Genomic DNA, 18,347 nt, shown 5'->3' with positions numbered 1-18,347 from the left:
GAGAAATAAAAGTCGGCGAACTGTGTGCGTCTGAATGCCTATCGTTTCCCATTGTTAATGGAGCCATACATGAAAGTAGCAAACATCAAATCACATCCAGAAGGGAATGCCTATGGACGGCCGACTCAAACGTACGACAGTGAATTGGTTTTTGTGGGTCCGGGGACGCCTGGTGGAGAATATTTAAGACGTTATTGGCATCCCGTTGCTGTGTCGAAAAATGTGACGACACGACCGCAGGAGGTACGGATTCTTGGTGAAGACCTGATTCTTTTCAGAGATGGCAGGGGGCGTCCTGGGTTGCTACTGCCCCGTTGTGCTCACCGAGGTACCTCGTTGTTCTATGGCAAGGTTGATGATGAAGGAATTCGATGCTGTTATCACGGTTGGCAATTCGATGTTCAAGGGCGTTGTATTGATCAGCCCTGCGAACCGGAACGAGGCCTTCATAGGGATAAAGTGCGTCAGCCCTGGTATCCCGTTGAAGAGCGCTATGGGCTTGTATTCGCATATATGGGGCCGCCGGACAAAACGCCCGATTTACCGCGTTGGGATATTTTTGAGGACTTGCCGGCTGAGGTAAAGCTTTTTGCCACTGATTCGAGTTTCAGTGTGGGCGGGGACGATTCCGTAAAGATACTTCCGTGGAACTGGTTGCAAGATTGGGAAAACACGTTGGATCCGTTTCACGTTCAAGTGCTGCACTCTACGTTTACCGCCACTCAGTTTGCAAAGGAAATGGCGGTAATGCCAAAAGTTAGCTACGAAATGACGGAGCATGGCATACGGTATACGGCTTATCGACAGTTGCCGGATGGTCGTGAGTTGGATCGTCGCTCCCCCGCGATATTTCCAAACATCATTAGTACACCAGATGTTCATCTTCAGGCTGGGTTGTCTACGACCATGGGCTGGGTGGTACCCGTTGATGATACGCATCATAGGCGGTTTCATGTGATGCGCGTGCCCGCTGACTCCGATCCGAGTGTGACGCGGCCTCGTCAAATGTACACGGAGCAAAATCGCCCCAAACGCTGGATTGATATGACCGAGGAGGAGCGTCAGCAGTGGCCCAGTGACTGGGAGGCTCAGTGCGGCCAGGGCCCAATAACGCTGCATAGCGAAGAACATCTGGGTACTACTGATCAAGGGATTGCTATGTTGCGTCGCCTCATGAGAAAACAGATTCGGCTTGTTCAGGAAGGTAAAGATCCTATCGGGGTGAGTTTTGGCGATGAGTCGCCCCGGGTTGTCGGATCAGGCAACTTTTTTCGTGCAGCCGAATCTGAAGTTGAAAAATGATGGGCATACGCATCGATCAAACTACGGCAGATATTGAAGCGGCGGAACGCGAGGCGTATATCTTGCGTGCTCTTGAAGAGCTTGACCCCGAATGGATGTTAAGTACGCTAATCTCGTTGGTAAATATTCCGAGCCCCACCGGGGAGGAAGGGGTTATCGCCGAGCATTTGGCGTCGCTCATGGAAGAGGCTGAAATCACGTCTCGTTTGCAAGTTTTGGATACGAAGTCCGCAAACGTTATCGGAGAGCTTGGTCAACAAGCGGGGCCTTCAGTTTTAATTTTTGCCCCTCTTGATAGTGCCACGACTGGCGTTGTCGACGAAGAGGTGCCTTGGGTCGGACCATCCTTGCCTCCAGAGCATAAGCCTGAGGCGCTCATTGAGGGTACAAGGGTCGTTGGGCTGGCTTCAAACAATTCCAAAGCGCATATCGTTGCTGCGCTCGCGGCTGCTCGTGCTATTAAGAAAGCGTGTGTGCCTTTGTCTGGGCGAATTCTGCTTGGTTTTGGTGCGGGAGGGGCTCCAGTTAGCGGAAGGCCTTCATTGTCACGTAGAAACGTAGGGTTGGGGGTTGGTTGCCAGTACATGCTTCAGCAGGGCGTGAGAGCTGACTTTGCCATAGTGACTAAGCCGGGGTACTCCGTTCAATGGGAGGAGGTCGGTTTATGTTGGTTCCGAATCCGTGTACATGGCGTGCAAAGCTATGCAGGTCGGAAACATCTCGTACCCGAAAATAATCCCATTTTGCATGCAGCGAAGGTCATACCGTTGCTCGAGCGTTGGTTGCAAGATTACTCAATCCGCCACTCAAGCGGGTTAGTGCAGCCCCAGGGTGTAATAGGTGCTGTGCAGGGAGGGTGGCCGAATAAGCCGGCATTTACACCAGCCGCTTGCGATATTTATGTCGATATCAGGATTAGTCCGCGATCCGACCCCATGGGGGTTTGGCGAGAACTGTGCGAGTGTTTGAGTGTAATTAAGCGTTCGATTGGGTTGCCCGAATTGAATTTGGACTGTGAACTCGTCGCTGCCGTCGATGGCCCCGCAACCTCTGAACATAACTGGATTATTCAATCGTGCATTAAAGCCTGGACTGATACAGAGCATAAAAAGCACGAGAGCATGACAAATACAAGCGGACAAACAGAAGCTGTGATCTTGCGTCGGTATGGCATTCCTACTGCTCGAATTGGGCTGCCGCCAGAGGTGTTGCCTAATGGCGAACACACCATGGGAAGTGCAAGCGTTGAGGGGATGTCAAAGCTTGCCGAGGTCCTTTTGCGCACTCTCGTAGACACCTGTACTCGAAACTTGGCGGACGTCGGATTGTGATGGTGATTCGCCACATTGAAGGTGTACAGGGTTGTTATCGCATTTTGTTATAGCAGCTAGCTGATCGGGCTACTGGGCAGTTCAGTTCGTATCCTTTAGATTGCTGTGGGTGAGTTGACCGTTAAGCAGGAAGGTTTTCTTTATTTCATCGTTGGTTTGTATCGCTACCCTTTTCGGAGCCGGCATTGAAACAAGTACAAGGATTGGAGGTCTTGACGGAATCGGGCTATGTGCGTGGCACGATGGCAAGTGAAAGCGTCCAGGTTTTCAAGGGTATCCCATACGCCAGTCCACCTGTTGGTCAGTTGCGGTGGCGCCCTCCTGTTCCGTCGCAACCGTGGCCTGGCGTGCTTGAGGTAGTGGAGTTTGGCCCAGACTGTCCTCAACAAATGGATGTTGGGTCACGCGCTCCCAGGCAAAGTGAAGATTGCCTTTATTTGAATATTTGGCGTCCCCATGAGGATAAAAACTCCAGGCTGCCCGTTATGATTTGGATTCATGGTGGTAGCTATATTTCTGGGAGCGGCTCTGAGGAACGTTTGGATGGTACCAATCTGGCACAAAAAGGGGTCATTGTCATTACCATCAATTACCGGGTGGGATTATTTGGTTTCCTTGCTCATCCCCAGTTAACTCAGGAGTCGCCTCAGCATTCTTCTGGTAACTACGGTTTGCTAGATCAGATCTGCGCGCTGAGATGGGTCAAGAATAATATCGCTGCGTTCGGTGGCGACCCCGATCGTGTAACGGCATTCGGGGTTTCGGCAGGGTCTGCCTCTATATCGCTTTTGTTAGCTTCGCCCATGGGAGAACATCTTTTTGATCAGGCGATTCTTGAGAGTCCAGGGACGGCCCGTCCGCTCGCCTCGTTGGCGACCGCGGAAAGCGTGGGGTTGGTGTTAGGTGATGACATTGAAAGCTTGCGTGAGTTGTCAGATATGCAGATCCTGGAACGTACTTCCCTACTTGCTCCAAAAGTACGAGGGCTAACCACTCCAAGAATATTACGTCCAATTCGTGATGGTTGGGTGATTCCCGAGGACGAACGACCAGTGCTTAAGAGCGGTCGTTTACATCGGATGCCCATTATCGTCGGAACTAACGCGGACGAGGGATCTGAGGCAACCGCGACTTGGCCAATAAAAACAGTTACCGACTATCTGAGTTTTATTGACAGTAATTTTTCTGTGGACGATGCAAAACAGAAAGTGCTTTCCTTGTATTCGGTGGAGAGTGATGCCCAGGTGCCTGGGCGAGTAGCCGAGCTGTTTGGAGACACCCAGTTTGATTACGGGGCAAGATTGCTTGCGCAATCAATGGTTGAAAAAGAGCCTCGCACCTGGCGTTATCTTTTTACGCGACGTCGTGCACATCGTCGCGATGGCCCTCACCACGGCCAAGAAGTTCATTATGTGTTCGGCAATCTTGCTGCCCGATACCCGGGAGAACTTCCTGATTATGACCACGCCGATGTGTTTATTTCCAAGGCCATGATGAGCGCCTGGGTGGCATTCGCGAAGAGTGGCAATCCGAACTGTGTAGAGATTCCAGATTGGCCGTCCTATGTCGTGGCCGAAGATAACTATTTTGAGTTTGGAAATGGTGTCCGGAAGGGGCGGCAGTGGAGAAAGGAACAGTTGGATTTTCTGGATCGTTTTTTTGAAGGATCCTTTGACAGGGGGCGTTAAGAGAACGCACATCAACATCAACGAAGTACGACATTCCATATGGGATATAGGAGAAGCAACATGAAGGCGAAATTACTGATTCAGGCTACGGCTGTTGTCGCCGCAGTTGTTTTTGGTGGGGCGGCATTTGCCAAGGACACTTTTAAAATCGGGCTTGTGCTTCCCATGACGGGGCACTTCGGACCTAGTGGGCAGCAAGTAACGGCAGGCGCAAAACTTTATATGGCGCAGCATGGCGACACGCTAAATGGCAAAAAAGTTGAGTTGATTATTAAAGATGATACTGCGTTGCCTGAAGCTGCAAAGCGACTTAGCCAAGAACTGGTCGTCAAGGATAAAGTAGATGTATTGGCGGGTTTCGGTTTAACCCCTCTTGCATTCGCCGCGGCGCCCATTGCGACACAGTCCAAAACCCCGATGGTTGTGATGGTTGCGGCCACATCTCGAGTTATCGACGCTTCGCCCTATATCGTGCGAACCAGTTTCACGATGCCGCAAGTTGCAATGGGTGTTGCAAAGTGGGCGCCTTCCAACGATATCAAAAGAGTCATGACTTTGGTTACTGATTATGGTCCGGGGCATGATACCGAAGCAGCCTTCAAGAAATTCTTTACGGAGTCGGGCGGCGAAGTAATCGATTCGCTGAGAATTCCCATGACGAACCCAGATTTCGGTCCTGCATTGCAACGCGTGCGAGACCAAAAGCCTGATGCACTGTTTGTCTTTGTTGCTGAGTCTGCGGGTTTAGCCTTGATGAAAGAGTTTTCAAATCGAGAGCTGGGTAAAGCCGGCATACAACTGATTGGCACAGGGGATATGGTGGGTGACGACATCCTGAATGATATGGGCGATGTTGCTCTTGGGATCATTACCTCCCATCATTATTCAGTGGCTCACCCCACCGAGACAAATAAGGATTTTGTCGAGGCCTACAAAAAAGCAACGGGAGACAGGCCTAACTTTATGACTATTGCCGGCTACGACGGGATGCATGTGATTTATGAAGCATTTCGGAAAACAAACGGTGAAGGTGATGGAGACGCGTTGCTCGCTGCGATGAAAGGGTTGGAGTTCGAGAGTCCCCGTGGTCCTGTGATGATCGACGCTGAAACCCGGGATATTGTTCAGAACGTCTATCTTCGGGAAGTTAAGTCTGTGGATGGCGAACTTTACAACGTTGAGTTCGACGTGCTTGAGGCCGTTAATAATCCGGTAGATGGAAAGTGATCTGTCTTGCTCCTGACTTTCGATGAGATGAAGAATGAGTGAATACAGTGTTGTAGAGGAAACGCACGCGATTCAACAAGTGCTGGATGTGCGTATTCACTCCATTACTTACTCCGCAGAGGATGTTTTGCTTTTTGACCTCAGGCCTGAGCGCGGCGAGAGTATGCCGCCGTTCAGCCCAGGTGCGCATATAGATATTCGTATGCCGAATGGGCTTAGCCGTAGCTACTCTTTGCTTAACAACTCTGAGGAGCGGCATCGTTATGTTGTGGGTATTCGTAAAGACGCGAAAAGCCGGGGCGGTTCAGTATGGATGCATGATTATGCTCGTGCTGGTGGCTTGCTTACTGTTAGCTGTCCACGTAATCACTTTGAGCTGTTTGAAGAGGCGGATCATAGTATTTTTATAGCAGGTGGAATCGGGATTACGCCGCTGTGGTCAATGATTCAGAGGCTAAGCGCGCTTAAGCGCTCATGGTTTCTGTATTACGGCGCTCGCAGTCGTGGTGCAGCGGCGCTACTCCCCGAAATTACAAGCAGCGGATGGATGAGTCATGTATGCCTCAGTTTTGATGACGAAACGAACGGCAGGTTCATTGATTTTGACCACATCATTACATCGGCGCCCGAGAATACGCATTTTTATTGTTGTGGTCCGGAGCCGATGTTACAAGCTTATCAACGCGCGTGCGCTGCAATTGACCCAGGCCGCGTGCATTTAGAATACTTCAGCCCACCTGAAAGCCCTGCTTTGAAAGGGGGTTATGTTGTTCGCCTTGCACGCAGTGGTGTTTGTGTTGAGGTCCAAGAGGGTCGAAGCATACTCGAGTCGCTGGAAAGCGCGGGTGTAAGCGTTCCGTCGTCTTGTCAGCAAGGCATCTGTGGCGTTTGTGAAACGCGAATTATTAGCGGAACGCCTGATCATCGTGACTTGGTACTAACCGAGGAAGAACGTGCTTCAGGGGAAACGATGATGATCTGTTGCTCTGGTTCGCTTGGTTCCGAACTGGTTCTTGACTTGTGATTTATTTCAAAACTCATTAAACACTCAAAACACATAATGAAGACAACCAAAGAAGGTCGTTCAATCGAAGTGCCCGGAGTGACTCATGGGAGTGTGCCTATTCCTATGGGAGCCAGGGTAGGCAACATTATCTTCTCTTCCGGAATTATGGGTAAAGATCCGGTGAGTGACACCTTGCCTTCAGACGGTTTAAAGCAGGTCTATTTTGTATTTGAGAACCTTCGAAGCTTATTGATGCATGGCGGCGCATCGTTACGTGACGTTGTTCATGTAAAGGTGTTTATTAAAGATAACACCTTAAGGGATGCCATCAATAAAGAATGGGTAAGGGCTTTTCCGAATCACCATGACCGTCCTGCCCGACATACTTTGATTTATGAATTACAAGGCGGCATGCTTGTTCAGTTGGAGGTCGTTGCCGTTATCACAGAAAAATAGTCTAAGCCTGCTGCTGGATTTGCGGAGCAAATATTTTAGATCCCAAGTTATCTTCAGGAGACGGGCATGCTGGGCAATTTAATCGGTGTGGTATTCGACGGCGTGGCCTTCGGGGCGTTGTTGTTTCTGATCAGTGTGGGTTTGTCGGTCACCATGGGGCTGATGAACTTCGTGAACCTGGCGCACGGTGCGTTTGCCATGCTGGGTGGCTATGTCAGCGTCGAGTTAATGCAACGTCTGGGTGTGCCTTTTCTGGCCACCTTACCCATTGCGTTTTTGGCTGCGGCGCTAGCCGGCTTCATTCTTGAACGTAGCCTTTACCAACGACTTTACGAAGCCGACCCACTTGACCAGGTCTTGTTTTCAATTGGTCTGGTGTTCATGGTTATTGCCACCTTCACTTTCTTTTGGGGGCCAACGATTCAACCAGTGAATTTACCCGATTGGTTGCGCGGGCAAATTCGGGTTTTCGATATTGGCTTCGGCGTTTATCGTTTGTTCCTTATTGGTGTGGTGATTCTGGTAACGATAGCGTTGGGTTTAATTATTGAACGCACTCGTTTTGGCGCGCAAATTCGCGCCTCGGTAGATAACCAGCAAGCTTCTAAAGGCTTGGGTATCAATGTGAACCGTGTCTTTAGTTTGACCTTTGCGCTGGGCTCTGGCTTGGCCGGCCTGGGTGGCGTACTGGGTATCGATGTGCTGGGCCTGGATCCAACCTTTCCGCTGAAATGGATGGTGTATTTCCTGATTGTGGTGGCAGTAGGGGGGGCCGGTACCATTCGTGGGCCGCTTGTGGCAGCCATTGTGTTGGGTATTTTCGATGTGGCAGGCAAGTATTACGTACCTGAAATTGGCGCATTTGTCATTTATGTCTTAATGGTTGTATTGCTGCTGTTTTTCCCTAACGGTCTAATCACGAGGCGCGCATGAACTTGCAATCACTTTCCATTGTCCGACCGTAGCAGGAATGGCTCAGCAACACGGCCCAGGGTGCCGAAGCGGGCGATCAAGGCGTGTTCCAGCGCGCTGCCAGCGGTCGTGGCTTTGCCGCTGCGCGACAGGTGCCAGCCGAGCAGTTCACGCGTGTGGCAGTTGATGACTAGCGCCAGGGTCGCCCAACCATCCCGGCCAGCCCAGATCCGGCACAAATCAGTCGACCAGCGCTCATTCGGCGCACTCGCCACTGAAGGCAAGGCTTGAATACGTGGCCGGAATCCAATGGCACGCTTCTTCACCTGCCAACCCTTGAGCTGGAAGATGCGCTGCACCGTGTTCTTGTTCATGCCTAGCAGATAGGCGACCGTCCGATACCCAAACGACGGCGATTCTTCGATCATCGCTTTGATGGGTTCTGCCAGTTCAGGCTTAACTTTCGGCGCGGCCTTCGTAGGCTTGTAGTACGCCGTTTCAGCCAACGCAGCCTCCTTGCGGCGCAGCTCCCGTTCCAGCTCTCGAATCCGTTTACGTTCCGCCTTGGTTGATTCTGATTGTCGTTCTGCCGCCAGGTCCGCCCGCTCATTGGCCTGCTCGCAACTGGCGCGCCAACGACGAATCTGTTCGGGATACAAACCACGACGCCGACAGTATTCCGCTAACTCTTCCTCGGTCAATGCGGCCGTCTCCAGCACGGCATTGAACTTGTGCCGGGAGCTCCAGCCTTCTGTGCTCGTTGATGCGTTCGGCAGTAAACGTCCCGTACGACGGGCTTGTTTGCGCCAGTTATACAGCGTGGCGGCCGAAATCCCTTCTTCAGTCGCCAGCTCGCTGACCGTACGGTTGTAAGGCGCCTCCAGCTTGGCCAAGATGGCCTCACGGCGCTCAGGGGAATACTTCATGGGAACCTTCTCACCGCCCCGGGTTGGACATTCAAACTCTAACATCAGTAGAGGTTCCAACTATTCTGACAGCGGGGGCCGGCGCGTGAGCATTTAATGAATGCGGTGTGGTTGGTGGAAACAGTAATGCGCAAAGAGCTGGTGCCGCTCAAGGTGAACCTGGCGCAATTCGGCAACCAGGTGCCGCACTTGCATTGGCATGTCATTCCTCGCTGGTCGCTAGATACTCATTTTCCGGATGCGGTCTGGGCCGAGCCTCAGCAGCGCAGCGCCGAGCAGCAGCTTGCCTGGCAAAACTTTACAGAGCAGCAACAGCGCTTACTGCCTACTTATCATGCCGCCTTGCGACTTGCGTTGGATGCCTTGTGAACTGAGCGGCTGCCGCTTCTCGAACCTAGCCCGTATAGCCGCCGGAGCACAAGACAGTCTCGCCCGAAATATAGTTTGATTCCGGAAGGCACAACAGGTACACCGCGTTAGCCGCGTCTTCCGGAGAGCCGGCGTATCCAAGCGGGATCCCGCTTTGCAGTTTGTCGAGGTAGTCGGGGTGAATGCCTACCGAAATGCGTTGCTGCCCCACTTGTATGCTTGCGTCTGCCTCGCTGCTTGTAGCCGTAAGGCGGGTTTCGATCAGACCGAATACCACACAGTTGACGTTGGTCTTCAAGCGCCCCCACTCCTTCGCCAGCGACTTGGTCAGCCCGATGATGCCGGCCTTGGCAGCGCCATAATTGACTTGTCCGGCCTGGCCAGACAGTGCAGTAATGGACGAAATATTGACCACCTTACGGTGGTGGCCTTTGCCTTCGTCTTGGTCCGCTCGCACCAGCCCCTTGATCACCGGCTGAGCCGCACGAAGAATACGAAACGGTGCAGTCAAGTGACAGTCAATAATGGCATACCACTGTTCGTCACTCATATTCTGGATGACACTGTCCCAGGTATAGCCGGCGTTATTAATAATAATGTCCAGCCCTGCGTAGTTATCGATTGCAACCCGTACGAAGCGCTCTCCAAAGTCGGCAGCGGTAACGTCCCCGTCACAAACTACTGCTTGGCCTCCTAGCCCTTCAATCTCTTTTCTTACCGCTTCGGCCTCTTCCTGATCGAGGTCGTTTACTACGAGCCGTGCGCCAGCGCTTGCCAGTTTCAACGCTATGGCTCTACCTATTCCGCGTCCCGCCCCTGATACGAGGGCAACCTGTCCAGACAAGGTCTTCATGCGTGCTTCCTTCTTTTACGTAGACTGATTCGATAAAGACAATCGGTTCTCAAGGCAACCGGCTTTCAAGGTAACCAGTTTCCAGAGCAATCGATTCGTACGGCAAGCGATTTTCAGAACAAGCGATTCGTGACGCGACCGGTTCACCGAGAACTGCTGAAACTCCCGCCCGCTTTTTAAAAAGGCGAAATGTATTGCGCCGTTTTTTACTTTACTGTAAATTTACACCAATGTAAAAACTAAATCAGGAGTAAGCATGGAGTTGCAGGGACAATCTGTTGTAGTCAGTGGTGGAGCCTCTGGGCTGGGCGCAGAAACGGTGCGCCACCAGACTGAGCTTAGCACCGGAGCCCAAGCCTCGTGACAAACATCGCAATTCCTTACGGAGCCTATTGGTCCACGCCGTTTACACGTTGGCAGGGCAGCTTTTCGCATTTGCACAGTCTGCGTTTTGCCGCTCATGTCGCCAGGAATGAGCTTCAGCGTCGCAGTATAGACGTCGGGTCATTCGACCATGCGGCGCTTGGCGTATCGGTGCCGCAAAAAGGCTCATTCTATGGTTTGCCCTGGTTGATGGGCTTGATGGGTTCCGAGCAGGTTGGCGGTCCCACCATCAGTCAGGCATGTGCCACCAGTGCGCGGCTTCTTCAGTCGGTGGCATCCTCGCTACGCGAGGGCGACGCCACGGTTGCGCTGGCAATTGCGGCAGACCGCGTCTCGAACGGGCCCCATATTTACTATCCGGCGCCCCATGGGCCTGGCGGTACCCGCGAGCATGAAAACTGGGTAATGGACAACTTCGACTGCGACCCGTACACAGGCGTCAACATGTTGAAAACGGCCGAGAATGTTGCGGCCGAATACGGCCTGACTACCGCGCAACAGAACGAGCTCACGCTGGTGCGTTATCAGCAATATGAAGAAGCGCTCAAGAACGATAGCGCCTTTCTGCGGCGCTTCATGACGCTTCCCTTTAGTGTTCCCGATGCACGCTTCAAGCGAGAGCAGTCGGTATTGCAAGGCGATGAGGGCATCTTCCCCACCACAGAAGCGGGCTTGGCGAAGTTGAAGCCTCTGCTTGACGGCGGCACGGTCACGTTCGGCGGACAAACACACCCCGCCGACGGCAATGCCGCCATAGTGGTAACCACAGCAGAGCGGGCCGCCGAGCTATCTCAAGACCCGAAGATTGATATCCGGCTCGTGTCTTTCGGCCAATCTCGAGTCAAGCCGGCATTTATGCCGGCCGCTCCCGCTCCTGCTGCGCGTAAGGCGCTGCAGGCTGCGGGTTTGAAGGCCAGCGACTTGTCAGCTGTAAAGACGCACAATCCATTCATCGTGAATGATCTGGTGCTGGCTAAAGAGCTGGGGCTTGATCCTTTAACTATGAATCGCTTCGGTTGTTCACTAGTGTGGGGGCATCCGCAGGCGCCCATGGGTTTGCGCGCAATCATAGAATTGATCGAGCAGCTGGTAATTACCGGAGGTGGTTATGGCTTGTTTGTGGGATGCGCTGCGGGCGACTCAGCTATGGCAGTCATCATTAAAGTTGATGACGGCACCTGAACAGGTCTTTAAGGTAAGATAAAAGTATTAAAAATCTACTGAAACAAGTCGTGAATCTCCCAACCGCTCCTCTGTCGAAGTCCATGCGCAGACGTGAAGAAATCATTCAGACTGCGACCGAGCTTTTTGATAGACAAGGCTTCTTCAATACGTCTTTGGACGATGTCGCACAAGCCATTGGACTCAAGCGCGAAGCCTTATATTATTATTTCAAGAACCGCGCAGAGCTCCTTCTGGCCATTATCGAGCCGCAAGCCATCGGCCTTATTGCGGGGCTTGAAGAAATCGTCAGCAGCGATCTGCCATCGGAACAAAAGCTGCATCGTGCGATGGAAAACCACCTCGATCGTTTCGACCGTCACTGCCTTGAAATGACAATCACCTTGCGTGATGGAATCATGGGCAGCAGCGATCCGGTCCAGTCATCCATGACTCGCGTGTGGAAAACCTACGAAAAACTCTGGACTGCGCTCATCAAAGAAGGTCAAGATTCCGGCCAGTTCCAGAATATTGGCGACCCGAAGATGATCGCCTTCGGCATTCTGGGAATGTGCAACTGGCTGGCCCGTTGGTATAAGCCCGACAAAGAAGTGTCTATCGAACAACTTATCGATACCTACTTCAACCTGGTCAGCCAGGGGTTAAGCCAAAATACCGGCGATGCTTTGGCCGTTGCAGCATCAGCGCAGGCGCTGCCTCCCTCCGAATCACCCGCCGCCAAGGCCAAAGCCCCACGCAAAACGGCAAAGCGCCGTTGACGCTTTGCCGTTGGGTGCCGCCACTTACTTAAAGCGGCGAACGCTTTTTAGTGCGGCTCGCCGTCCCTTAGTGCACTTATTTCGTGCACGACCTGTGAATTACAGCTTGCAGCCGCGAGCTGGGTCGGCCAGTTTTTCGACGGCAACTTTCACAACTTTGTTTTCGTCGCCTTCGACTTTACGCAAGTAGATGTCTTGCACAGGGTTGCCCGCCTTGGACAAGGTGAACTCGCCGCGTGGGCTGTCGATCTTGGCAGTGCGGATTGCGTCGCGCATAGCGTCTTTCTTGCTGACGTCGCCGTTGACGGCTTTCAGGCCGGCGTCGAGCATCTGAGCGGCATCGTAGCCCTGCACGGCGTAGACGTCAAGTGACCAGTTAGGGAAGTTCTCTTTATAGTTAGCACGGAACGCGTTATCTCGCGGCGTATTGACACGGTGGTGCTTTCCACTCAGCATTCGCCCGATATTTCGCAAGCAGATATTCGCGAAGCGGTTATCGAAGAGATCATCAAGCCCAGCTTTGCTCCTGGTCTGCTTACCGCCAAGACCAAGTACATGATCAACCCAACGGGCATCTTTGTAATTGGCGGCCCTCAGGGTGATTGCGGGCTTACGGGCCGTAAGATCATCGTCGATACCTACGGCGGCGCTTGCCCGCACGGTGGCGGTGCCTTCTCGGGTAAAGATCCGTCCAAGGTCGACCGTTCGGCTGCCTATGCCGCACGTTACGTGGCCAAGAACATTGTGGCTGCCGGCCTGGCCAGCCAGTGCCAGGTGCAGATCAGCTATGCTATTGGTGTCGCCGAGCCGATCAACATCACGGTCAATACCTATGGGTCCGGCGTCATCAGTGACGAGCAAATTTCTATGCTGGTGCGCGAGCACTTCGATCTGCGGCCGAAAGGCATTATCAATATGCTCGACCTTCTGCGCCCCATTTACGCCAAGACGGCAGCCTACGGCCACTTCGGTCGTGCCGAACCCGAGTTCTCATGGGAAGCCACCGATAAGGTGCATGCTGAAGAAGGCGGCCTAATCGCGAAGGCGCTGCTTGCGAAGGCGTCTGATCGCAAAAGCGGTAAAGCGCCGGCGGCTTTCTCGTGCAGATCTTCGGTGGGCCGTCCCTGGTTGGGGCGGCCTTGTTATTGTTAGAAGCGCCAAAGTGTGTGCGCTCGCAGGGTTGACCGTGATTGCGCATGAGTGTCGAAGCTTCCGACGGTAGGCGCGCGGCAGGTACGGCTCAGGCGCCCCTTTGCACTTGCATGGATTAGGAGTTTTTATGGCCGACAACGGCAAGTGGACGCCCGACGAAACGGGACGCGATCCCTCTTATAACCCCGACGAGCGCGATTCGCCATGCGTGGCGGTGTGCTCAACGCTTTACGACGACATCTGCCGCGGCTGCGGCCGCACCGTTATGGAAGTGGCGAACTGGGTGTTTTTCACCGAAGAAGAAAAAAGGGCCGTGTGGAAGCGGATTCTCAATGAAGGGTATCCGCGTCGGAATAACTGACACCATCTAGAAGGGTGCGCACGCAGACTTAAAACCTCTATTGAGAAGGAGCAGAGACGGTCGGCCGAGGAGGTGCCGCAGATCGCGGTTGCGCCATGTTGTGGCAAACTGCGGTTGGGAGAAGTTGATGAGTATTGAAAGAGACACCACGAAAAGCATACCTGGGTCGACTGGCCGGTCGTCGGAGCCTGTTTCCGGATCTGCTATGGCATCTGGGCGTGAAACCGAGTTTGCGAAGCGCGCAGCGGATGCGGTCGGTGATGACGTTACAGAGGGTCGAGGTAAAAATCGCCTGGATGGCCGGGGCGCCGGTGCTCCGAACGATGCCGGCACGAGCACCAGCACCAGCAACCGCACCAACAAGGGTCAATGGCGCGCGGCGCAATTGTTGCTGCTGTTCACCATTTTGTACGTATCGGTGAACCTGCGAGCCCCGCTGGTTGGTGTTGGCCCGGTGATTGATTCCATCAGGGTGGGTCTGGGCTTATCGGGCACCGAGTTAGGTGTGCTCTTTACTCTACCGGTACTGTGCTTTGGCGTCTTTGCGCCGTTTGCACCGCGCTTGCTGCGGCTACTTCCGCCCGAGCCCCTAATCTTCTACAGCCTTATCGCCCTCACGCTGGGCATCGCACTTCGCAGCGTGCTCGGCTCGTTCGGCCTGTTCGTAGGTACCTTTTTGTTGGGTTTGGCGATCAGCCGTTGTTGCACAGCGACGCGACGCCGTCCTGATTCACGAGGCGTGTGACGCACGCCCACACGAGGCGCTTGCGGCACAACTCTATCGCCTGTCCGTCCTGCATTTCCTTGCAGGACTGGCTCCCCGATCCGCCGTCGTTTTCCCACGGTTCATTTCTTTTTACACATTCATAAAAAACTGGTTGATTTATTTTTTACCTTCGTGTAAATTTACATCAACGTAAAAACTTTTGGAGCGTGTGATGAGAATGGAAATGCAGGGGCATGTCTACCCTCCCTATCCATTGAAAATCGATAAAGGCCTGGCGGAGAAGTTCTTGCGCTCAATGGGCCTGCAGTCGGAATCGGAAAATGTTCCGCCAACCTATCTGATCTTTCTGCGCGGGGAAGCACACGGTGTGAACTTGTTCACCGACCTCGATATCCCGCGTAATCGCGCGCTGCATGGTGGCCAGAAGTACGAATGGTTCAGCCCCATTCAGTGGGACGACAGCATGGAAGTCACGGCCAGGGTTGTCACGATCACAGAAAAAACCACTAAGTCTGGCCCGTTATGGATTGCTGACGTCGAGTACGACTACAAGCGCGCCGCCGATGGTCAGCTGGTGTTGCGCGAGCTGACCCGAATAATCAAAAGGAGCTGAGCATGAACGCTACCGTAGGCAATTCCGTTTTCAAGGTGCAAATGCCAGGGTCTTCACGCGAATCCATCGCCATGTTTTCCGAGGCTACCGAAGACCCCAATCCCATTCACGTGGATCTGGATTTCGCCAAAGAGTGCGGCTTTAACCAAGTGATTCAGCAAGGGCCCATGACAACGGCGTACTTCGCCCAATTGCTTGCGCGCGAGTACGGCGCCGAGCGGCTGAAATCGCTTGACATCACGTTCACTGCTCCGGTGTATCCGGAAGAGCCCTTGACGCTAACGTGCGAGATTGCGGCGTTCGACGATGTCATCCATCTTGAACTGAAAGCCGAGAAGGCTGACGGCACACAAACCGCGAAGGGCACTGCAGCCATTCGCCATGAGGCTAACGCGAAATGAAGGCTTTGCAATCCGTACTGGTGTGCGGCGGGCAGGTCGGAAAATTCGGCCGGCAGCCCGAGTCCACTTTGGCCAGCCTGGCCGCGCCGGTTCTAAAAGGAACGTTGGCTGCCACCGGCATCAAGCCTACCGATATCGAGGCCGCCTTTGTCGGCAACGGTTTTGGAGGCCTGCTGCAGAATCAGGAAACGATCTTGGGGCAAGTCTTGCTAGGCGGAGCAGGCTTGGGGCCCATTCGAATTCACAACGTCAAAAACGCGTGTTCCAGCGGCTCAGATGCGGTGCATCTGGCGTGGTCTTCCATCGCTTACGGCCAGTACGACTGTGTGCTGGTTCTAGGCGTCGAAAAAATGACCCACGATGACCCCAAGGCGACGATGAGCGCGCTGGCTTCCGCGTCCGATCGGCAGCCAACCAGCGCCGGCCGCTCTGTCTTTATGGATCTCAACTCCGAGCGCGCCATGCGTTACATGGAGCGCTATGGTGCCACGCCAAAGCACTTTGCCATGTGTGTGGTGAAGAACCGTGCTCACGCGTTAATGAATGAAATGGCCGCCGTGCACCAGGCGCTAACGGTTGATGAGGTACTTGCCGACCGCACGGTGGTGGCTCCCTTAACGCGCGCCATGTGCGGCGGCATCGCAGACGGTGCTGCGTCGCTTCTGTTGGTCAGCGAAAGCTTTGCAAGACGTCATGGTCTTAAGGGCGCCCGGCTAGCGGCCTCAGCCGTGGAAGGTGGCGACGCCCAGCGCGGCGACGGGCCGTCCGTTACCGCACGGTGTGCGCAAACGGCATTCGAACAAGCGGGGCTCGGCCCTAACGACGTGTCGCTTGCCGAGGTGCACGACCCCACCGCACCCCAAGAATTGCTCGATATCGAGGACATTGGCTTGTGCGGGCCGGGCGAAGCTTTCAAGTTGCTCGAGCAGCAGGCGACATCATTGGGTGGTCGTATACCGGTCAACGTCTCGGGCGGTTTGACGGCACGAGGCCATCCTGTCGGCGCCACGGGCGTTGCCCAGATTGTCGAGATCGCCGAGCAGGTCGAAGGGCGTGCTGGTAAGCGTCAGGTGACGGGCGCAAAAGTGGGTCTTGCGCAGATGGCCGGTGGCCTGTTGGGCGACGACTCGGCAGTGGCCACCATACATATTTTGACGAATTAGAGGAATAGGCATGAACGCAGTAGGAAACCCCATAAGCGAAGTCATCCCGGAAAGCTACAAGCTGTTCATTGGCGGCAAATGGCAAGAGTCGGGCTCTAAAGAGCGCCTGGCGTGTTATAGCCCGGTCAGCGGGGAGCAAATTACGACGGTGCCCGTTGCCAATGCGGCTGACGTCGATGCCGCCGTTAAAAATAGCGCGCAAGCGTTTCCGAAATGGTCGGAGACCACAGCAAAGAAACGCCAGCAGATGCTGCTTGATCTGGCCGACAAACTTGTAGAACAGGCCGATCGCATCGCATGGATGGAAACGGCCAACACCGGTAAGCCCATGCGCGAAAGTATCGCCAACGTGCATACCGCTGTTGATCGCCTGCGTTACTACGCCGGCGCGGTTCGAGCTCTCGAAGGCCGGGTGCTGCCCGTAACGGCCAACATCACAAGCTACGACCACCGCGTTCCTTTGGGTGTGGTCGGCATTATCGGTGCCTGGAATTTCCCGTTGAATATGTTCCTGGGCAAAATCGCTCCGGTTATCGCCGCTGGCAATTGCGTGGTGTACAAACCCGCTGACGCCACGCCGGTTACCACGTTGGAAATTGCGGCAATCATCAGCGAAGTGCTCCCCCCGGGTGTGGTGAACGTGGTAACCGGCACCGGCGCCGTAACCGGCGAAGCCATGCTGGCTCATCCGGCCATTCGCATGATTTCGGTAACGGGCTCATCGGAAACCGGTCGGAAGGTCATGAAAGGCGTGGCCAACACCATGAAGCGGGTCACGCTAGAGCTTGGCGGAAAGAACGCGCAGGTCGTGTTTCCTGACGCAGACCTCGATCGAGCCGCTCAGGGGATTTTATTGGGCGCGTTTCTGAATCAGGGGCAGGTTTGTACTGCGGGTTCACGAATCTTTGCCCACAAAGACATCGCCGACGAGCTCAAGGCAAAGATCATTGCGCTGATCCCTGAATTGGCCATGGGCGATCCGTTCAATGACCAGACGCGAATGGGCACCCTCGTATCTAAAGAGCATTTGGCCAGGGTTCGCGAGTACATCGAAATCGGCAAGAAAGAAGGCGCACGCCTGGTGTGTGGCGGCGATATGGCCAAGATTGCGGGCTTGCCCAACGGCCTGTTCTTGCAAGCCACAATCTTCGACCAGGTTACGCAAGACATGCGCATTGCGAACGAAGAAATCTTCGGCCCGGTCGCCACCATACACGAGTGGAGCGACTACGAGCAGATGCTTGCCGAAGTCGGTTCCGTAGAACAGGGTCTTGCAGCCGGCATCTGGACCGCAAGCCTTAGCCAGGCCCACACCACTGCCAAGCGCATTCAGGCCGGACGCGTGTGGGTGAATTGCTACAACCTTTTCCCTTCCGGAGCGTCATTCGGAGGCATGAAAGCCAGTGGTTTCGGGCGCGAGGACGCGTTCGAAACCTTATTCGAGTTCACCGAGGTGAAGAACGTAATTATTGATTCGGCAGATTCCTACCGCCGATTCTACGGCTGATCTAAGCACAGATCACTTAACGCATTTAT

Annotated in this window: 18 protein-coding genes and 2 pseudogenes; 17 read left to right on the top strand and 3 right to left on the bottom strand. The window is 54.0% G+C overall.

The genetic code is table 11. The annotated features are described in order from the left end of the window. The first annotated feature begins 69 nt into the window (after positions 1 to 69). The 7 genes from CJO09_RS06460 (at position 70) to CJO09_RS06430 (ending at position 7,943) form a co-directional block, all read left to right on the top strand. A complete protein-coding gene (locus CJO09_RS06460) occupies positions 70 to 1,302 on the top strand; it encodes a Rieske 2Fe-2S domain-containing protein (protein WP_245961247.1) in 1,233 nt (410 codons plus the stop codon). Further along, positions 1,299 to 2,633 carry a peptidase dimerization domain-containing protein gene (locus CJO09_RS06455; protein WP_119441633.1) on the top strand — a complete coding sequence of 445 codons (1,335 nt, stop codon included), beginning with the start codon at positions 1,299 to 1,301 and terminating at the stop codon, positions 2,631 to 2,633. Before CJO09_RS06460 ends, CJO09_RS06455 begins: the two co-directional genes overlap by 4 nt. A gap of 185 nt (positions 2,634 to 2,818) precedes the next feature. Then, a complete protein-coding gene (locus CJO09_RS06450) occupies positions 2,819 to 4,321 on the top strand; it encodes a carboxylesterase/lipase family protein (RefSeq protein WP_119441632.1) in 1,503 nt (500 codons plus the stop codon). Between the two features lie 60 nt (positions 4,322 to 4,381). Beyond that, the gene (locus CJO09_RS06445) at positions 4,382 to 5,548 is read left to right on the top strand and encodes an ABC transporter substrate-binding protein (protein ID WP_119441631.1); all 1,167 of its coding nucleotides are present in this window, start codon (positions 4,382 to 4,384) and stop codon (positions 5,546 to 5,548) included. A 34-nt stretch (positions 5,549 to 5,582) separates the two neighbouring features. Further along, positions 5,583 to 6,572 carry a PDR/VanB family oxidoreductase gene (locus tag CJO09_RS06440; protein ID WP_119441630.1) on the top strand — a complete coding sequence of 330 codons (990 nt, stop codon included), beginning with the start codon at positions 5,583 to 5,585 and terminating at the stop codon, positions 6,570 to 6,572. Between the two features lie 36 nt (positions 6,573 to 6,608). After that, positions 6,609 to 7,010, top strand: a complete 402-nt coding sequence (locus CJO09_RS06435; RefSeq protein WP_119441629.1) for a RidA family protein — start codon at positions 6,609 to 6,611, stop codon at positions 7,008 to 7,010. Positions 7,011 to 7,076: 66 nt separating this feature from the next. After that, positions 7,077 to 7,943, top strand: coding sequence for a branched-chain amino acid ABC transporter permease (locus CJO09_RS06430; RefSeq protein WP_119441628.1), 867 nt, complete (start codon positions 7,077 to 7,079; stop codon positions 7,941 to 7,943). An 8-nt stretch (positions 7,944 to 7,951) separates the two neighbouring features. Here CJO09_RS06430 and CJO09_RS06425 read toward each other — a convergent pair whose 3' ends face one another. Then, positions 7,952 to 8,848, bottom strand: coding sequence for a transposase (locus CJO09_RS06425; RefSeq protein WP_158582721.1), 897 nt, complete (start codon positions 8,846 to 8,848; stop codon positions 7,952 to 7,954). Between the two features lie 96 nt (positions 8,849 to 8,944). Here CJO09_RS06425 and CJO09_RS06420 point away from each other — a divergent pair, with 96 nt between their 5' ends. Then, entirely contained in the window at positions 8,945 to 9,217 is a 273-nt protein-coding gene (locus CJO09_RS06420) for an HIT family protein (protein WP_119441626.1), read from the top strand. Between the two features lie 25 nt (positions 9,218 to 9,242). On the opposite strand, the gene CJO09_RS06415 is transcribed toward CJO09_RS06420, so the two are convergent. Further along, entirely contained in the window at positions 9,243 to 10,070 is an 828-nt protein-coding gene (locus tag CJO09_RS06415) for an SDR family NAD(P)-dependent oxidoreductase (RefSeq protein ID WP_119441625.1), read from the bottom strand. Between the two features lie 360 nt (positions 10,071 to 10,430). Between CJO09_RS06415 and CJO09_RS06410 the strand changes: the two genes are divergently transcribed. Next, positions 10,431 to 11,636 carry a thiolase family protein gene (locus CJO09_RS06410; protein ID WP_119441624.1) on the top strand — a complete coding sequence of 402 codons (1,206 nt, stop codon included), beginning with the start codon at positions 10,431 to 10,433 and terminating at the stop codon, positions 11,634 to 11,636. An 83-nt stretch (positions 11,637 to 11,719) separates the two neighbouring features. Then, on the top strand, positions 11,720 to 12,394 hold the full coding sequence (locus tag CJO09_RS06405; protein WP_119441623.1) for a TetR/AcrR family transcriptional regulator: 675 nt from the start codon (positions 11,720 to 11,722) through the stop codon (positions 12,392 to 12,394). Positions 12,395 to 12,493: 99 nt separating this feature from the next. Here CJO09_RS06405 and CJO09_RS06400 read toward each other — a convergent pair. After that, a pseudogene (locus CJO09_RS06400) lies at positions 12,494 to 12,826 on the bottom strand (ABC transporter substrate-binding protein); the annotation flags it as partial. On the opposite strand from CJO09_RS06400, the pseudogene metK reads away from it, so the two are divergent. The 7 genes and pseudogenes from metK to CJO09_RS06365 form a co-directional block, all read left to right on the top strand. After that, a pseudogene (metK, locus tag CJO09_RS06395) lies at positions 12,821 to 13,426 on the top strand (methionine adenosyltransferase); the annotation flags it as partial. The pseudogenes CJO09_RS06400 and metK sit on opposite strands and share 6 nt — an antisense overlap. Before the next feature lie 247 nt (positions 13,427 to 13,673). After that, positions 13,674 to 13,907, top strand: coding sequence for a DUF1289 domain-containing protein (locus tag CJO09_RS06390; protein ID WP_119441622.1), 234 nt, complete (start codon positions 13,674 to 13,676; stop codon positions 13,905 to 13,907). Between the two features lie 205 nt (positions 13,908 to 14,112). Next, positions 14,113 to 14,652 carry an MFS transporter gene (locus CJO09_RS15635; RefSeq protein WP_179950518.1) on the top strand — a complete coding sequence of 180 codons (540 nt, stop codon included), beginning with the start codon at positions 14,113 to 14,115 and terminating at the stop codon, positions 14,650 to 14,652. Positions 14,653 to 14,845: 193 nt separating this feature from the next. Next, on the top strand, positions 14,846 to 15,247 hold the full coding sequence (locus tag CJO09_RS06380) for an FAS1-like dehydratase domain-containing protein (protein WP_119441621.1): 402 nt from the start codon (positions 14,846 to 14,848) through the stop codon (positions 15,245 to 15,247). 2 nt (positions 15,248 to 15,249) lie between these two features. After that, positions 15,250 to 15,648, top strand: a complete 399-nt coding sequence (locus tag CJO09_RS06375; RefSeq protein WP_119441620.1) for a MaoC family dehydratase — start codon at positions 15,250 to 15,252, stop codon at positions 15,646 to 15,648. After that, positions 15,645 to 16,811 (top strand): thiolase family protein, encoded by a 1,167-nt coding sequence (locus CJO09_RS06370; protein ID WP_119441619.1) that lies wholly within the window; start codon positions 15,645 to 15,647, stop codon positions 16,809 to 16,811. The genes CJO09_RS06375 and CJO09_RS06370 overlap by 4 nt, the downstream gene beginning before the upstream one ends. A gap of 10 nt (positions 16,812 to 16,821) precedes the next feature. Next, positions 16,822 to 18,318 (top strand): aldehyde dehydrogenase family protein, encoded by a 1,497-nt coding sequence (locus CJO09_RS06365; protein WP_119441618.1) that lies wholly within the window; start codon positions 16,822 to 16,824, stop codon positions 18,316 to 18,318. Positions 18,319 to 18,347: the final 29 nt, after the last annotated feature.

This window comes from Neopusillimonas maritima (genome assembly GCF_003576595.1).
Lineage (GTDB): Bacteria > Pseudomonadota > Gammaproteobacteria > Burkholderiales > Burkholderiaceae_B > Neopusillimonas > Neopusillimonas maritima.
This window is presented reverse-complemented; position numbering and strand designations above follow the sequence as displayed.

Coding starts and splice junctions, on each gene's coding strand:
- CJO09_RS06370 (WP_119441619.1), top strand. CDS start 15,645: ATGAAGGCTTTGCAATCCGTACTGGTGTGCGGCGGGCAGGTCGGAAAA.
- CJO09_RS06415 (WP_119441625.1), bottom strand. CDS start 10,070: ATGAAGACCTTGTCTGGACAGGTTGCCCTCGTATCAGGGGCGGGACGC.
- CJO09_RS06390 (WP_119441622.1), top strand. CDS start 13,674: ATGGCCGACAACGGCAAGTGGACGCCCGACGAAACGGGACGCGATCCC.
- CJO09_RS06420 (WP_119441626.1), top strand. CDS start 8,945: ATGAATGCGGTGTGGTTGGTGGAAACAGTAATGCGCAAAGAGCTGGTG.
- CJO09_RS06445 (WP_119441631.1), top strand. CDS start 4,382: ATGAAGGCGAAATTACTGATTCAGGCTACGGCTGTTGTCGCCGCAGTT.
- CJO09_RS15635 (WP_179950518.1), top strand. CDS start 14,113: ATGGCATCTGGGCGTGAAACCGAGTTTGCGAAGCGCGCAGCGGATGCG.
- CJO09_RS06425 (WP_158582721.1), bottom strand. CDS start 8,848: ATGAAGTATTCCCCTGAGCGCCGTGAGGCCATCTTGGCCAAGCTGGAG.
- CJO09_RS06365 (WP_119441618.1), top strand. CDS start 16,822: ATGAACGCAGTAGGAAACCCCATAAGCGAAGTCATCCCGGAAAGCTAC.
- CJO09_RS06455 (WP_119441633.1), top strand. CDS start 1,299: ATGATGGGCATACGCATCGATCAAACTACGGCAGATATTGAAGCGGCG.
- CJO09_RS06440 (WP_119441630.1), top strand. CDS start 5,583: ATGAGTGAATACAGTGTTGTAGAGGAAACGCACGCGATTCAACAAGTG.
- CJO09_RS06405 (WP_119441623.1), top strand. CDS start 11,720: ATGCGCAGACGTGAAGAAATCATTCAGACTGCGACCGAGCTTTTTGAT.
- CJO09_RS06375 (WP_119441620.1), top strand. CDS start 15,250: ATGAACGCTACCGTAGGCAATTCCGTTTTCAAGGTGCAAATGCCAGGG.
- CJO09_RS06435 (WP_119441629.1), top strand. CDS start 6,609: ATGAAGACAACCAAAGAAGGTCGTTCAATCGAAGTGCCCGGAGTGACT.
- CJO09_RS06460 (WP_245961247.1), top strand. CDS start 70: ATGAAAGTAGCAAACATCAAATCACATCCAGAAGGGAATGCCTATGGA.
- CJO09_RS06380 (WP_119441621.1), top strand. CDS start 14,846: ATGAGAATGGAAATGCAGGGGCATGTCTACCCTCCCTATCCATTGAAA.
- CJO09_RS06430 (WP_119441628.1), top strand. CDS start 7,077: ATGCTGGGCAATTTAATCGGTGTGGTATTCGACGGCGTGGCCTTCGGG.